At 68.1% G+C, this 15,192-nt stretch carries 15 protein-coding genes; 8 read left to right on the top strand and 7 right to left on the bottom strand.

Annotated features, from left to right (window positions below):
• The first annotated feature begins 16 nt into the window (after positions 1-16).
• The 4 genes from IG65_RS37945 to IG65_RS0124290 all read left to right on the top strand — a co-directional run bounded on the left by IG65_RS37945 (position 17) and on the right by IG65_RS0124290 (position 3,083).
• The gene (locus IG65_RS37945; RefSeq protein ID WP_146098756.1) at positions 17-205 is read left to right on the top strand and encodes a hypothetical protein; all 189 of its coding nucleotides are present in this window, start codon (positions 17-19) and stop codon (positions 203-205) included.
• Positions 206-324: 119 nt separating this feature from the next.
• Positions 325-957, top strand: coding sequence for a Pr6Pr family membrane protein (locus IG65_RS0124300; RefSeq protein ID WP_051756779.1), 633 nt, complete (start codon positions 325-327; stop codon positions 955-957).
• 127 nt (positions 958-1,084) lie between these two features.
• Positions 1,085-2,308 (top strand): aspartate aminotransferase family protein, encoded by a 1,224-nt coding sequence (locus IG65_RS0124295; protein WP_030517261.1) that lies wholly within the window; start codon positions 1,085-1,087, stop codon positions 2,306-2,308.
• Between the two features lie 124 nt (positions 2,309-2,432).
• A complete protein-coding gene (locus IG65_RS0124290) occupies positions 2,433-3,083 on the top strand; it encodes a DUF5134 domain-containing protein (RefSeq protein ID WP_197039908.1) in 651 nt (216 codons plus the stop codon).
• Here the strand turns inward: IG65_RS0124290 and IG65_RS0124285 are convergent, their stop codons facing one another.
• The 3 genes from IG65_RS0124285 to IG65_RS0124275 form a co-directional block, all read right to left on the bottom strand.
• On the bottom strand, positions 3,084-3,779 hold the full coding sequence (locus IG65_RS0124285) for a PhzF family phenazine biosynthesis protein (RefSeq protein ID WP_030517259.1): 696 nt from the start codon (positions 3,777-3,779) through the stop codon (positions 3,084-3,086).
• A gap of 89 nt (positions 3,780-3,868) precedes the next feature.
• Complete coding sequence (locus tag IG65_RS0124280) at positions 3,869-4,408, bottom strand: carboxymuconolactone decarboxylase family protein (protein ID WP_030517258.1); 540 nt, start codon at positions 4,406-4,408, stop codon at positions 3,869-3,871.
• A gap of 24 nt (positions 4,409-4,432) precedes the next feature.
• Positions 4,433-5,020 carry a peroxiredoxin gene (locus tag IG65_RS0124275; protein ID WP_030517257.1) on the bottom strand — a complete coding sequence of 196 codons (588 nt, stop codon included), beginning with the start codon at positions 5,018-5,020 and terminating at the stop codon, positions 4,433-4,435.
• A gap of 133 nt (positions 5,021-5,153) precedes the next feature.
• Between IG65_RS0124275 and IG65_RS0124270 the strand changes: the two genes are divergently transcribed.
• From IG65_RS0124270 to IG65_RS0124260, 3 genes are all read left to right on the top strand, one after another.
• A complete protein-coding gene (locus IG65_RS0124270) occupies positions 5,154-6,062 on the top strand; it encodes a hydrogen peroxide-inducible genes activator (RefSeq protein ID WP_030517256.1) in 909 nt (302 codons plus the stop codon).
• Between the two features lie 60 nt (positions 6,063-6,122).
• Positions 6,123-6,917: an MBL fold metallo-hydrolase gene (locus IG65_RS0124265; protein WP_030517255.1), complete on the top strand. Its 795-nt coding sequence runs from the start codon at positions 6,123-6,125 to the stop codon at positions 6,915-6,917.
• A 244-nt stretch (positions 6,918-7,161) separates the two neighbouring features.
• Positions 7,162-7,614 carry a gamma-glutamylcyclotransferase family protein gene (locus IG65_RS0124260; protein WP_051756777.1) on the top strand — a complete coding sequence of 151 codons (453 nt, stop codon included), beginning with the start codon at positions 7,162-7,164 and terminating at the stop codon, positions 7,612-7,614.
• 149 nt (positions 7,615-7,763) lie between these two features.
• Here the strand turns inward: IG65_RS0124260 and speD are convergent, their stop codons facing one another.
• The 4 genes from speD to IG65_RS0124235 form a co-directional block, all read right to left on the bottom strand.
• Positions 7,764-8,981: an adenosylmethionine decarboxylase gene (gene speD / locus IG65_RS0124255; protein WP_036525556.1), complete on the bottom strand. Its 1,218-nt coding sequence runs from the start codon at positions 8,979-8,981 to the stop codon at positions 7,764-7,766.
• An 8-nt stretch (positions 8,982-8,989) separates the two neighbouring features.
• Entirely contained in the window at positions 8,990-10,051 is a 1,062-nt protein-coding gene (locus IG65_RS0124250; protein WP_051756774.1) for a type III PLP-dependent enzyme, read from the bottom strand.
• Between the two features lie 288 nt (positions 10,052-10,339).
• Positions 10,340-12,847: an RNA helicase gene (locus IG65_RS0124240; protein WP_030517251.1), complete on the bottom strand. Its 2,508-nt coding sequence runs from the start codon at positions 12,845-12,847 to the stop codon at positions 10,340-10,342.
• A 90-nt stretch (positions 12,848-12,937) separates the two neighbouring features.
• Positions 12,938-13,870, bottom strand: coding sequence for a proteasome assembly chaperone family protein (locus IG65_RS0124235; RefSeq protein ID WP_036525555.1), 933 nt, complete (start codon positions 13,868-13,870; stop codon positions 12,938-12,940).
• A 322-nt stretch (positions 13,871-14,192) separates the two neighbouring features.
• Between IG65_RS0124235 and IG65_RS35075 the strand changes: the two genes are divergently transcribed.
• Complete coding sequence (locus tag IG65_RS35075) at positions 14,193-14,906, top strand: DUF5642 family protein (protein ID WP_051756772.1); 714 nt, start codon at positions 14,193-14,195, stop codon at positions 14,904-14,906.
• The last annotated feature ends 286 nt before the right edge of the window (positions 14,907-15,192 follow it).

Raw genomic sequence — 15,192 nt, 5'->3', positions numbered from 1 at the left:
ATGTCACCATCGGGTCATGACTGCTGGTTCCGGAACACCGATGTGGGTCCGTGGACTGCGCGTGGTGTCGGTGCTGCTGGGCATCGCCGCTCTGGTCCGCGACGGGGTGCGCGCGGTCGCGACGACCGCGTCGAACACGCTGCGCCGGCCGGTGGCAGCGGAGCCCGCGACGAGGCAGCGTACGTCGCCGGTCGGATCCGCCTAGACCCGGAAGACCTTTCGTGCCGCCGGATTACGCCGGCGGCAGGGTTCGCCGTCTGCCGGTGGCCGGGGCGCCGGTGGTGAAATCGCCTGGCGGGCCGACCGGTATGCGAGGATCGTACGATGATCGCCCGTGCGGGAACGCCGATGTGGATCCGGATCCTGCGGATCGCGTTCGGTGTGCTGGGAATTGTTGCGCTGCTGTGGATTCCGCTCCGTGCGTGGGGATCGCCCGGATTCTCGCTCGGCAACTACGTGAGCTACTTCACCATCGGATCCAATATCGCCGGTGTGCTGGTTCTGCTGGTCGGGGGACTGCTGGATCCGGCGGCGCGGCGCTGGCAGGTGGTGCGCGGCGCGGCCACGCTGTATCTGCTGATCACCGGGGTGATCTACGCGGTGCTGCTGGCGAACATCGATGTGATGCTCACCGACAAGTGGATCAACGACACATTGCATCGGGTGCTGCCGATCGTGCTGGTCGCCGACTGGATTCTGGTGCCGGCGCGGCTGCGGGTCTCGGCGGCGCTGATCGGCGGGTGGCTGATCTACCCGATCGCCTTCTGCGCCTACAGCCTGGTCCGCGGCGAGATCGTGGACTGGTATCCGTATCCGTTCCTGGACCCCCGAGTGCAGGGGTATGTCTCGCTGCTGATCGGGGTGGTGATGCTGGCCGCGGTGATCGCGCTGCTGGCGATCGCGGTGGCGTGGCTGGGGTCGTCGCACAACCGTCGCGAGGCCCCCGTTCCGGTCTGACCGTGCAGTTGCCGGTCGATTGCGCGGGCCGGACGACCCGGCCTCGTCGGGCGTCGCGCGGGTAGTCTGGCGGCGCGGGCGATCGGGTATGCCCATCGCCACCGGACGACGGGGAGAGGAGCCGAGCATGGGTGCGCTGTGGCACGGATTCGCGGATATGGGCGCGGTGGAGCGCGACGGCGCCTTCGTGGTCGCCCGCGGTGAGGGCGCCTACATCTGGGACGAGGCCGGGCGGCGGTATCTCGATGCGACGGCGGGGCTGTGGTTCACCAATGTCGGTCACGGCCGCCGCGAGATCGCCGACGCGGTCGCGGCGCAATTGTCGACGCTCGCACACTATTCGAACTTCGGCGATCTGACCGCGCCGGTGACGCAGCGGCTGGCCGAGCGGTTGTCGGAGCTGGCGCCGGTGCCCGGCAGCAAGATCATGTTCACCTCCGGTGGATCCGACTCGGTCGACACCGCCGCCAAACTCGCCCGCCGGTTCTGGCGCGAGCAAGGCCGTCCGGACAAGACGCTGCTGGTCGGCCGCCGGCTGGCCTATCACGGAATGCACGTCGCCGGAACGGCGCTGGCCGGCATCGAGGGCAATCACGAGGGTTACGGCGAGCTGATGGCCGATACCCGCACGGTGGAATTCGATCAGGCGCAGGCGCTGCGGGCGTTGATCGACGAGGTGGGTGCCGATCGCATCGCGGCGTTCTTCTGCGAGCCGATCATCGGGGCGGGCGGGGTGTATCTGCCACCGGAGGGTTATCTCTCCGAGGTTCGCCGCCTCTGCCGCGACAACGACATCCTCTTCGTCGCCGACGAGGTCGTCACCGGCTTCGGGCGGATCGGCGGATCGTGGTTCGCCTCCACTCGTTTCGGGCTCGAACCGGACCTGATGACCACCGCGAAGGGCCTGACGTCCGGCTATCTGCCGATGGGCGCGGTCTTCGTGGCACCGCGAGTGGCCGAACCGTTCTTCGGTGGCGGAGTGTGGTTCCGGCACGGCTACACCTACGGCGGCCACGCCGGATCGGCCGCCGCGGCGATGGCCAATCTCGACATCATCGAACGCGAGCATCTGCTCGACGCCGGCAAGAACATCGAATCGCTGCTGCACGAACACCTCGCGCCGCTGGCCGGACATCCACGCGTGGCGGAGGTTCGCAGTGGACTGGGCGCGGTGGCGGGGGTGCAGCTCGCCGATCCGTCCGAGGGACCGGCCATGGTGAAAGCGCTACGCGCCGAAGGCGTTTCCACCCGGTCCGCCGGCCAGGGCGCGTTGCAGATCTCGCCGGCGTTCGTCATGACCGACGAGCAGATCGGCGAGCTCGCGGCGGCGATCGGTCGCGCGCTGGGCTGAGCGCACGGTCTGCCACACGGCTGCCCCTTCGGTGCCTCCGGGCCGCCGGATGGGCGGTGCCCACCCTCGCGCCGTGCGAGCATGGATGCGAAGGCGAACGCGCCGCGGCGAAAGGTGGTGGGGTGTGGGGTCTTTCGTGACCGAGCACGAGGTGTTGCGCTGGGGCGTCGTCACGGCGTTCGTCGCCGCGGCGGGCATCGTTCTGGTACGGCATGTGGCGGTGCCGGTGACGCCGGGACACGCGAGCGGACAGCGGCCGGGAACCTGGCCGAGCGAGGTCGACGCGCACGAATCCGATGCGGCCCTTCTCGTGATGTGCCTGGTCATGCTCGCGATGCTGCTGTTCCCGGTGGCTGCCGCGCCCGATGCGATCCGCGGGGTACTCATCGCCATGATCGTCGTGTACGCGGGCCTGTCGATCGTGCGAATCGCGCACTGGCGCACGGCATCCGGCGGCGGCGGCGCCGAATTCCGGCTCCCGGCGGTGGTCTACCACCTGGTCGCGGCCGCGGCGATGCTATGGGTGATGGCCGGACATCATCACGGTATGGGGCACCCGGATATGAGCGGTGCGGATGGCCCGCCGGTCGTACCCGTCTCGATCGTGGCCGCGCTGTTCGCGCTCGACGGCCTACTGCTGGTGTTCCCGCGTACGAGAATCGCACTGCGGCACGGTATTTCGCATCCGTCCGGCACACCGGGCGCCCTCGGCGCCGTTCCGCACGTCGTGATGGATCTCGGGACCGCCTATATGTTGATCGCCGCCGTCGCCTGATCAGAGGAGTATGGGGTGATCGGCCACGACGCGTCCGCCCAGGCGCACCCAGCCGTCGGAATCCCATTCGGTGAACAGCTGTGAACCCGCGCCCTGGGTGATGATCAGGCTGCGGCGCAATTTCGCGGTGAGTGCGATCGCGGCCGCGCCCGTCGCCTCGTCCTCGGCGATTCCCAAGGCGGGAGCGAACATTCGCGCGTGCACGGCGCCGCGCGCCTCGTTCGTCCAGGCCCACACGTAGTGCTGGCCGTCGGTGAAGTGGCGCGGGTCGACCGTGTCGAGGAAGGCGGCGTCGGAAAATTCGTCGAAGGTGAATTCGGGCGCCCATTCGGCGCGGGCGCGAATCCAGACCAGGCCGTCGTCGAGCATCTGGATTTCGACGGGACCGGCGGGCACGTCGATGATCTTCACGGGATGCCCCTGATCGGCCAGCCACCATGCCGCGCCGACCGTCGGATGTCCCGCGAACGGCAGCTCCCGTGCGGGGGTGTAGATGCGCATCCGGGCGCGCCCGGCCACCGGATCGTCGACGACCACCGTCTCACTGTGGCCGATTCGCGCCGCCAGCAATTGGTGATCGATCGCGGCCACGGCTCCCGCGCGCACGATGCCCAGTGGGTTACCGAGCCGGCCGGTGACGTCGGTGAAGACCCGAACCACCTCGACCTGTGTGCCGTCGCTTTCCCATTGGCTCATGCTGCCCCAGCGTACCCGGGGCAACACGCGCGATGCCCCGCCCCGATGGACGGGACGGGGCATCCGGTGGAATGCGTCTCGACGGTGCCTCAGACCGCCGCGGCGGCCAGCGTCTCGCTGGCCTGCACGGCCTGACCGACGCCCGCCACGATCGCGGCGACGCGCAGCGCCTCGAAGATCACCTCGCGCGATACACCGGCCTCACGCAGGGTGTGCTCGTGGGCCTCCAGGCAGTGCTGGCAGCCGTTGATCGACGACACCGCGAACGACCACAGCTCGAAATCGGCCTTCTCCACGCCCGGATTGCCGATGATCTGCATGCGCAGCCCGGCGCGCAGGTCGTCGTAACGACCCTCCAAGAACGCCCGGCCCCGGTAGAACACGTTGTTCATACCCATGATCGAGGCGGCGCCCAGTGCCGCGTTGTAGGCCTCCGCGGACAGGGTGTCGGCGGCCTCCTCGCCGATCTCGCGCAGGGTGGTGGCCGACCGGCTGGCGGCCGCCGCGGCGAGCAGGGTGCCCCACAGCTGCTGTTCGTTCAGCACGGTCGACCGTGCGATGGACGACAGGTTGAGCTTGAGGTCCTTGGCGTATTCGGGAAGCGAATTCTTCAGGTTTTCAACAGACACGGGCAGGAACTTCCTTTTCGGTGATCAGACGCTCGCGGACAGCAGCTCACCCGCGTCGATGGTCGGGTCGCCCTTCTTCCAGTTGCAGGCGCACAGCTCGTCGGACTGCAGCGCGTCGAGCACGCGCAGCACCTCGTCGACGTTGCGGCCGACCGAACCGGCGGTCACGGAGACGAACTGGACCTCGTTGTTCGGGTCGACGATGAAGGTCGCGCGGTCGGCGACACCGTCGGCGTTCAGCACGCCGGTCGCGGTGACGAGCTCACGCTTGAGGTCGCTCAGCATCGGGAAGGGGAGGGTCTTGAGATCCTCGTGCTGGGCGCGCCACTGGAAGTGCACGAACTCGTTGTCGACCGACACACCCAGGACCTGGGCGTCGCGGTCGGCGAACTCCTCGTTCAGCTTGCCGAAGGCGGCGATTTCGGTCGGGCACACGAAGGTGAAGTCCTTCGGCCAGAAGAAGACGATGCGCCACTTGCCGGCGTAGTCGTCACTGGAGACCTGGGTGAAGTAGTCGTCGGGCTGCTGCGCGTTCACCTTCGACAGGTCACCGCCGATGACCGCCGTCAGGTTGTAGGCGGGGAACTGGTCGCCGATGGTCAGCAGAGCCATGTTGTCTCCTTCGTCGTAGTGGGGCACGGGTGACGGGTCGCCCTGGTGCGGGACACCGTCGAAGCTTTCGCTGTCGATCATGCCCAAAACCCAATAAAAGGTAAAGGTGATTAGTTGCACTATACTGATAGGCGTGACTGATCAGACTTATCAGCCCACCCTGTCACAGCTGCGTGCGTTCGTGGCGATTGCGGAATACCGCCACTTCGGGACCGCCGCGGCTCATCTGAATGTGAGCCAACCCACGTTATCGCAGGCACTGGCATCACTGGAAAACGGTTTGGGCCTGCAGCTGATCGAGCGCAGCACCCGCCGGGTGCTGGTGACCGCCGCGGGCAAAAGGTTGCTGCCGCAGGCGATGGCGACGCTCGAGGCCGCCGACCGCTTCGTCGCCACCGCGGCCGGCGACGGTCTCGGCGGCACCCTGCGTATGGGCATCATCCCCACCGTCGCGCCCTATGTGCTGCCCGCGTTGCTGCCGGAACTGCGCCGCCGGTTGCCGGCTCTGGTGCCGTATGTCATCGAGGATCAGACCGCCCGGCTGCTCGACGGATTGCGCAGCGGCGTCCTCGACGTCGCGATGATGGCACTGCCGTCCGAGGCCACCGGCATGGTCGAAATCCCGCTCTACACCGAGGAATTCGTCCTGGTCACGCCCCTCGGCCACGAATTGGCCGGGCGGAGCGACATCGAGCCCGCGGCCCTGGACGAACTGCCGCTGCTGTTGCTCGACGAGGGGCACTGCCTGCGTGACCAGACGCTGGATCTGTGCCGGTCGCAGGACGTGCGCCCGGGGCCGGTCGGCGATACTCGCGCGGCCTCGCTGACGACGGTGGTGCAGTGCGTGGGTGGAGGGCTCGGGGTGACGCTGATTCCCGAGATGGCCGTGGCGGCCGAAACCTCCCGTGGCACATTGGATATCGCTCGGTTCGCCGCGCCGGCGCCGGGGCGCACCGTCGGCCTGGTTTTCCGGGGTTCGACCGCACGCGTGGAGGACTACGAACAGCTGGCGGAAATCATTCGGGCACAACGTCCGATATGAGAAATTCCATGGTCTCCCATCCCGATTGACCGGCCGGTGGGCGTCTGGAACGCTCGTCGCGTGCGGATTCATCACCTCAACTGCGGCACCATGGCCATGGGCATGGTGGACCACTGCCTGCTCATCGAGACCAGGACCGGGTTGGTGCTGGTGGATACCGGATTCGGGCTCGACTGTGTGCGCGATCCCGGCCGCTTCGTCGGCCCGGGCCGCTTTCTACTCGGCATCCGGCCCGCCGAGCACCACACCGCCATCCGGCAGATCCAGGCGCTGGGCTACGACCCCGCCGATGTGCGCCACATCATCCTCACGCACCTCGACCTCGACCACTCCGCCGGACTGGCGGATTTCCCCGAGGCCACGATTCACGTGCACGGGCCCGAGTTCCGCGCGGCGACCGCGGGGCGGACGCTGTCGGAGCGGCTGCGCTACCGCGCGGCGCAGTGGTCACACGGCCCGCGCTGGATGGTCAACGAACTCGACGGCACCGACGAGTGGTTCGGTTTCCGCGCGGTGCGCGATCTGCCGGGCGTGCCGCCGGAAATCCTGGTCGTCCCGCTGCCCGGCCACACGCGCGGCCACGTCGGGGTCGCCGTCGACACGGGGTCGGGCTGGCTGCTGCACGCCGGTGACGCGTTCTACGTCGCGAGCGAGATCGACCCGGCCGGGCCGAAGACACCGCTGTTCTGGTGGTCGTTCGAACTGGGCTCGATCGTGCGCGGGGCCTATCTGGAGAACCGGCGGCGATTGGTGGAACTGGGCCGCGCCCACGGCAATGCGATCACCATCGTCAACTCCCACGACCCTGATCTGTTCGCCCGGGTCACCGGTAATTCCGTGCGGCCCGTCGGATAGCGCCACGAGAGCTACCGTGCGCATCCTGTGGAAGTAGGGTTCCCCGGTCTGGCGACTTCTCGGCAATCCGTGACCAGCGACGACGTAACCTGTGATGTAGGTCACGTTTGCTCGGTGTGATGCGCCGCCCGGCCATTCGGCACAGTGGAGGGATGCGATACGGGTGTGCGAGTAGGAACGGATGGTTCGACGTAACGACGGATAGGTGCGCGGAGGGCGCCGGAGATGCCGGAGGGGTGATCCGGTGACCGCGGCGAAGAAGCCCGCGCCGCAACGCCGCGCGCGTCCCGACGATCCCGGCCCGGACCTGTTCGCCTACGGCACCCTGCAATTCGGTCCCGTGCTCGACGTGCTGCTGGGCCGCACGCCCGAGATGGATGTCGCGGTCGCACGGGGCTGGCGGGTCGCGGCCCTGCCGCAGCGGCTCTACCCGGGGCTGGTGGTCGAACCCGGGCGAATGGCGGGCGGGCTGGTTCTGCGCGGGCTGACCGCGGCCGACTGGCGGACCATCGAAGCCTTCGAGGATCCGGGATACGACCTGCGCCCGATCGAGCTCATCGGTTACGAGCAACCCGTGCGGACCTTCGTCTGGTCGTCGGCGGTCACGGGCAACGACTGGCTGCCCGAAGTTTTCGTCTCCCACCACCTCGACCGCTACGTCGAGCGCACGGCTCAGTGGCGGCAGGAGCGCGCCTGAGCGTCGGTGGACGGCCATAGACCGCGAGACGCAGGTGTGCGGCAGTTTCGTGACGACGGCTGTCGAGAAGGACCGCCCGGGACTGTCGTCCTGGGCGGTCCTTCTCGTATTCGATTGTTACGCAAGCCGATCCACGATCGCCGGCCGTATCATGCCCGAGCGGCGATCTCCCGCAGTGCGTACGGTTCGATGGCGCCGCGCACCAGCGCGCGTTCGTCGACCGTCTCCGCGTGGTAGGGCAGCTTCGGCAGCTTCTCGCACATCGCCGCGACCGGGTCGTCGATGCGCTCGGCGGCACCGAACAGGAACGTCCACTCGTGCTCGTCGCTGCCGTAGGGCACCACGGTGGCGAACAGATCGGTGAACCGCTGCCACGAACGCTTCAGCGTCTCGTTGCGCCACATCGTCGGGCAACCGGCCTGAGCGGCCAAAACGCCGCCCTCCGCCAGCAGCGCCTTACATCGTGTGAGGAATTCCTCCTCGTAGAGGCGGTTGTGCTGGGCGTCCTCGACCCGCTCGTCGGGGAGGTCGATGACGATCACGTCGTAGCGCACACCGGCGGCTTCGGCCTCGGCTAGGAAGTCCCAGCCGTCGGCGTAGTGCATCCGGATCGCGCCGTCACCACGGACCGCGGCCTCCAGATCGGCGGGAGTGTATCCGTAGGGCAGATGCCGGGCGCACAGCTCGACCTCCATCCGGTCGATATCGACATGGTCGACGCGGGTCGCGCCCGCGGCCACCGACATCTGGCTGGCCACGCCCTCACCGGAACCGATGATGAGCACGTTGTCGAGCTTGGCCGCCAGCGCGTAGGCCGGGACCAGCATCGCCTCGTGATAGGTCAGCTGGGAGAACTCGGTGGACTGCCGGTCGTCGTCGGAGAACAGCGACACGCCCTGCGCCGTGCGCGCGATCACCATGTGCTGGAACGGAGTTCGCGCATCCACGATCACCTCCGACAGATCCCAGACGCGGGTCAGGCCCTCGCCGACCGGCTCGTGCACCCGGCGCGCGTGATGCCCGCGCTGCACGACCTCCATATGCACCGATTCCGGCTGCAGCGCCTCCTGCAGCAACTCGACCGCCTTGGTGGCGCCGGCGCCGATGCTGCCGCATGTGAACACGTCGACGAAGATGTCGCCGGATTCCGGATAGGTGTGGATCGACGCGTGCGATTCCGACAGCAGCGCCAGCACCGTCACGCCGTGGGGCTCGAACTTCTTGTGCACCACCTCGCAGATCGTCACTCCCGCCGCGAGCAACGATTGTCGAAGCGCTGTTTCGAGTCGTTCGAGATCGTCGCAGAGGGCTACGTCGACACCACCGAACTCGGCCAGCACGTGCCAGCCGGTGAATTCTGCCGTCATGGGCAAACTCACTCTCGCTCAGCGCCGATGACATGCACAGTCAAAGGCGGAAAACCGTTGAAGGACACCGACGAATAGCTCGCCGTATAAGCGCCGGTATCGAGGATCCGAACGGGATCACCGGCTCGCAGCGTGGTCGGCAGAAGGACTCGCGTGCGTTGATACAGTACATCGTCTCCGTCGCAGGTCGGGCCCGCGATCACCGCCTCGTCGGCGGGGTCGCCGTCGCGGTCGGTGTCGATCCGGTAGGCGATGTACTCGTTCTCGGTCTCGGCCATACCGTTGTAGCGGCCGATGTCGAGATACACCCAGCGCCGCCCGTCCGGCGCGATGCGCACGTTCACGACCTCGGCGTGGATCACGCCGGCATTGCCCACCAGGGCACGGCCGGGTTCCACCACCAGGTCGGTGTGCTCGGGAAGGTGCCGCGTCGCCGACTCGGCGATCACGGCACTCAGTTCGGACAGCTCCGGCGCCGGGTCGGCGTACGAAATCGGCAGGCCCCCACCGATATTCACCGATGTCACCGGGATGTCCTTGACCGCCAGCGCCTCCGTGATGGCAGCGGCCTGCTCGATGCCGATCTGCCACGCCACCGGATCCAGTTGCTGGGAACCCACGTGGAAATAGGGGCCCGCCACCCGCAGGCCCAGGTCGCCGGCGCGCACCAGCAGCCGCACCGCCTCACCGGGCGCGCAGCCGAATTTGGTGCCGAACGGGGTCTGCGACTGCGGCGCGGAGGCGAGGAACCGGCACTCCACCTCCGAGCCCGGCGCGAGTTCGGCGATCCGCTCCAGGTCGTCTTCGGTGTCGAAGGCGAACCGGCGCACGCCCGCGGCGTAGGCGGCGGCGATGTGGGCGGCTTTCTTGATCGGATTGCCGTAGCAGAGCACTGCCGGGTCGACGCCCAGCGCCACACACATCTCGATCTCGCCGATGCTGGCGACGTCGAATTCGGCGCCCTCGGAATCGAGCAGCCGGATGATCTCCGGCATCGGAGATGCTTTGACAGCGAAGCGAATTCGTGCCGACGGGAAGGCCGCACGGAAAGCGTGGAAGTTGCCGCGCACCCGATCGAGGTCGATGACGAGACAGGGCGACTCGGGCGCGTTTGTACCGGTCAATCTAAGGGAACTCTCTTTCTTCTGGGCAGCCTCCCGCTGCAGGCAGCGAGCGAGAGAGTATCAGCGCGGGGGCACGGGAAACGAACCGGAACGAGGGTCGGCTTGATCACGCTCGGGTCAGCGCGGCCCGCACCGGGGGACGGTGGCCGGATCAGATCAGCGCGTCGGCACCGGGTTTTCGGCGGCGTACGAGCGTCGTGGCCGGATCGCGACGGACGTCGAGAACGATCGTGCTCATCCCGCACGCACCGTCATCGCGTCGAAGACCACCTCGCCGGCGGCATCGGATTCGGCCAGATCCACGACGGCCTCGAGTGCCCAGCCGTGATCACCGGCGGGGTCGTCGAGCACCTGGCGCACCCGCCAGAAACCCGGTTCGGTCTCCACGGCGAACAGCGCCGGGCCGCGGGCGTCCGGGCCGGTGCCGATCGCGCCGTATTCGTCGAAGTACGCGGCCAGATCGCTCGCCCAGTCCGGACCGTCGTCGAATTCGGCGAGCTCTTCCCAGCGCTGCCGGGCGGCCAGCTCGACCCGGCGGAACATGCTGTTGCGCACCATGACCCGGAACGCGCGTTCGTTCGCGGTGATCGGACGCACGGTGTCGGCGCCGAAGGCGAGTTGATCGTCGTCGGTCTCGGCGCCCGGATTGGTGAGTTGCTCCCATTCGTCGAGCAGACTCGAATCGACTTGGCGGACAAGCTCACCCAGCCATTCGGTGATGTCCTCGAGTTCCTCGGTGCGCGCGGATTCGGGGACGGTCCGGCGCAGCGCGCGATAGGCGTCGGCGAGGTAGCGCAGCACCAGGCCCTCCGAGCGCGCCAGCTCGTACTGGGAGACCAGTTCGGCGAAAGTCAGTGAGCGCTCGATCATTTCGCGCACCACGGACTTGGGGGAGGGGCTGAATTCCGAGACCCACGGATGGCCGGCGCGATAGGTTTCGAAGGCCGGTTCGATCAGCTCGGCCAGCGGTTTCGGCCAGGTGATCTCCTCGATCAGCTCCATGCGTTCGTCGTACTCGATGCCGTCGGCCTTCATCTCGGCGATCGCCGCACCCCGCGCCCGGTGCTGCTGGGCGAGCAGCAACTGGCGCGGATCCTCCAGTGTGGATTCGATGATCGACACCACATCCAGTGTGTAGCTGGGAGCCGAGTTGTCAAGCAGCTCCAGCGCTGCCAGCGCGAACGGCGACAGCGGCTGGTCGAGAGCGAAGTCGCGCTGCAGATCGACGGTGAGCCGCGCCCGGCGGCCGGTGGCGTCGGGTTCGTCGAGTTGCTGGACCACGCCCGCATCGCGCAGCGCACGGTAGAGCCGGATCGCTTTCAGGATGTGTTTGCGTTGCGCAGGCCGTGGTTCGTGATTGTCCTCGAGCAGATGGCGCATCGCGTCGAAACAGTTGCCCGGCCGGGCGATGACGTTGAGCAGCATCGAATTGGTGACCCGGAAACGAGACACCATCGGTTCCGGCTGCGCGGTGACGAGCCGGTCGAAGGTGTCCTCCGACCAGGACACGAAACCCTCCGGCGGTTTACGCCGCTGGATTTTGCGCAGCTTCTTCGGATCGTCGCCGGCCTTGGCGACCAGCCTGGCGTTCTCCACCTCGTGCTCGGGTGCCTGCACCACCACCGTGCCGACGGTGTCGTATCCGGCGCGCCCGGCCCGGCCCGCGATCTGATGGAATTCGCGTGCCTTCAAACGCCGCGTGCGCACCCCGTCGAATTTCGTCAATCCGGTGAGCAGCACCGTGCGGATCGGCACGTTGATGCCCACACCGAGGGTGTCGGTGCCGCAGACGACCTTCAGCAGCCCGTCCTGGGCCAGCCGTTCCACCAGGCGCCGATACTTCGGCAACATCCCGGCGTGGTGGACGCCGATGCCGTGGCGGATCAGCCGCGACAGTGTCTTGCCGAATCCGGTCGCGAACCGGAATCCGCCCAGCGCCTGGGCGATCGCGTCCTTTTCCGCCTTGGACGCGAAATTCACACTCGTCAGCGCCTGAGCGCGCTCGAGTGCGGCGGCCTGGGTGAAGTGCACGACGTAGACCGGGGCCTGGCTGGTGGTCACCAGCTCTTCCAGGGTCTCCGTGATGGGAGTGCGGACATAGGAGAACAGCAGCGGCACCGGGCGTTCGGAGCCGGTGACGACGGCGGTGGAGCGGCCGGTGCGGCGTTCCAGATCGCGGGCGAAATGGTCCACCTCACCCAAAGTGGCCGACATCAGCAGGAATTGGGCGCGCGGCAGTTCCAGCAGCGGCACCTGCCAGGCCCAGCCGCGATCGGGATCGGCGTAGAAATGGAATTCGTCCATCACCACCTGGCCGATATCGGCGTCGGCGCCTTCCCGCAGCGCGAGGTTGGCGAGGATTTCGGCGGTGGCGCAGATGATGGGGGCGGTCGGATTCACCGCGGCGTCGCCGGTGACCATGCCGACCTTGTCGGCGCCGAACACCTCGCACAGCGCGAAGAACTTCTCGCTGACCAGCGCCTTGATCGGCGCGGTGTAGTAGCTGCGCTCACCGCGGTTCAGCGCGGCGAAGTGGGCGCCGACGGCGACCATCGATTTGCCGGAGCCGGTGGGGGTGGCGAGGATGACGTTCGCGCCGGTCATCAGCTCGAGCAGCGCCTCTTCCTGCGCCGGATACAGCGTCAGCCCCTGGGCGGAGGTCCATTCGGCGAAGGTTTCGTACAGCCAGTCGGCATCCACGTCGGGCACGGCACGGTCGGGAACCAGTTCGGACAGCTGCACGTGCGTCCACGTTACCGACGAACCGCCGCGGGTACCGCATCGCCCGGCGGCACGGCCGTCAACCGTGCGCGCCGGGCGATGTGGTGTGGGTCAGTCCCGGGAGTCGTCGCCGTCGCCGAATTCGGTCTGCTCGGCGAGGAAGCGCTCGAACTCCGCGCCCAGTTCGTCGCCCGTCGGCAGGTCGGCCTCGCCGGCGAGCAGGCTGGAGCGGCGCTCTTGGGCGGTGACGAAGCTGTCGTACTGGCGCTCGAGCGCCTGTACCACCGTCTCCACCTCGGCATTTCCGGCGATGTGCTCGTTGACCTGTTCGCGCACGCGGGCCGCTGCCTCGCCGAGCGCGGCCAGCGGAAGTTCCAGCCCGGCGTTGTCGGCGACGTTCTCCAGCAGTGTCTGCGCGGCTTCGGGGTACGCGGTCTGCGCCAGATAGTGCGGGACGTGCACCGAGAATCCGATGGATTCGTGGCCGTGCTGTCCCATGCGGTACTCCAGCAGCGAGGACGCGCTACCGGGAACCTGCAGTTCTCCGGGCCAGCGCTGATGCTCACCGATCAGATCGCGGTCGCTGGCGTGTGCGGTGACACCCAGCGGCCGGGTGTGCGGAATCGCCATCGGGATCGCGCTCAGGCCGATGCTGCGACGCACGCCGAGCTGTTCGGCCAGCAGGCGCACCGCCGTCACGAACTTTTCCCAGCGCAGGTCGGGTTCGATGCCCGACAGCAGCAGGAAGGGGGTGCCGGCGGTATCGCGCAGCGCCCACAGGTTCAGTTCCGGATCGGCGTAGTCGGAGAAGTGATCGGTCTTGAACGTCATCAACGGCCGCCGCGAGCGATAGTCGAGCAATTCGTCGACGTCGAACGAGGCGACGAGCTCCGATTCGAGGCTTTCGCGCAGATGGGTCGTTGCCAGTCGTACCGCGTGACCCGCGTCGGTGAAACCTTCCAGGCCGTGCACCAGCACCGGACCCTCGCCGTCGGCCGAGGACAGCTGCGGAGCGGGGAACTCCAGCTCGTACATACTGCTCATTTGCCAAACTCCCTGGTCAAGCCCTGTCCGCCTCAGTCGTTTTCAAAGTGGTGGCCCGGTGCTGGATCTCGCCACCTCTCCACCGTCCAGGGTACGCGCGCGGGGGTCGCGTACCGGTCGGCGTGCGGGTGGTGACATCCGACGGAAACCGCCGGTCCACCGGGGGATGTAACCCTGCAGAGTAGCGGTCGCGGAGCGTACCCGGCGGAGGTAGGCCACGCTCTGCCCTACCGGAGAAGACAACTCCGGATCGGCGGGCCGTATTCCCGCGGGGTCGGCGTGGCAGATCCGCGGGGGCGGCGGTATCGGCCATAGTGGGGGAGTGAGCGTCCCGGATCCGCCGGCCTCGCGGAGGCGCCGCGGGTTCGGCCGCACCGTCGGGTACGCGGCATTGAGTTGTCTGCTCGCCGCGTGCGGTTCCACGGTGTCCGGGCATCCGGCCGCGATGCGCCAGAGTGTGGTCACCCGGCATATCGACGGTGATCTGACGGCGATGCTGCCCGGCCAGGACCGATTCCCGACGGGCTATACGACCGTCGTCGCCTCCGGTGATCGCGCCGCGGCGGCGGCCGCGGACCTCACCGCGATTCCGCCGGGGGCACAAATCGACCCACCGGACTGCGCACCCGAACCGCCCGATCCCGGCCGGATCGCCGTCGTGGTCGGCACCGACGACCGGACGCGAGCCACGATCACCGTCGTGCTCAGCCGTACGAACGAGCCGTTGTCCCGTCTGGGCGACCAGCTTTCGCGCTGCGCCACGGTGCGCGCCCGGCACGCGGCGATCGATCGCATGATCACCACGCGGCTCCTGCCGCCTCCGCCGGTCGATGCCGACGACACTCTGGCCTTCGGCCGGACGGTGACCGGCGCGCCGCCCGGCAGCTCCGCCGATCCGGCCCTGCGCACACTGCTCGCGCAGGTCGGTGACATCCGAATCGAAACCGCGGCAATGACTTTCGGTGCCGACGCACCGGATACGACCGGCCTGGACCAGGTCTTCACGGCTGCGGTCGCCAACGTCCGCACCCGCTGACACCTCTGGCGGATCTGCTCTCCCCGGCGCAACCGTAACAGCAGGCACCGACATCCCCGCCCGGTTCCACCGCGTGTCGCCGGCGCGATCCCCAGGTCTCGACGGGGTCCCCAGACGAAATAAAAGCCCAGCTCAGCCACGCGGGCCGGCGGTGACGCCCGGGCAGTGTGAATGCCATGACCACACACACCGACCCCAGCCGGCCCAGCACCGACCGCCCCGATGCCGGGCGGACGCCCTCGCCCTCGAGCACCGCGTCGCATCCCCACGCGGCCTCGCCGGAGGC

Origin of the sequence: Nocardia sp. NRRL WC-3656, from assembly GCF_000720265.1 — a bacterium.
Classification (GTDB): Bacteria; Actinomycetota; Actinomycetes; order Mycobacteriales; family Mycobacteriaceae; genus Nocardia; species Nocardia nova.
The sequence above is the reverse complement of the archived record's forward strand: the minus strand, read 5'-3'. Positions and strand labels throughout refer to the sequence as shown.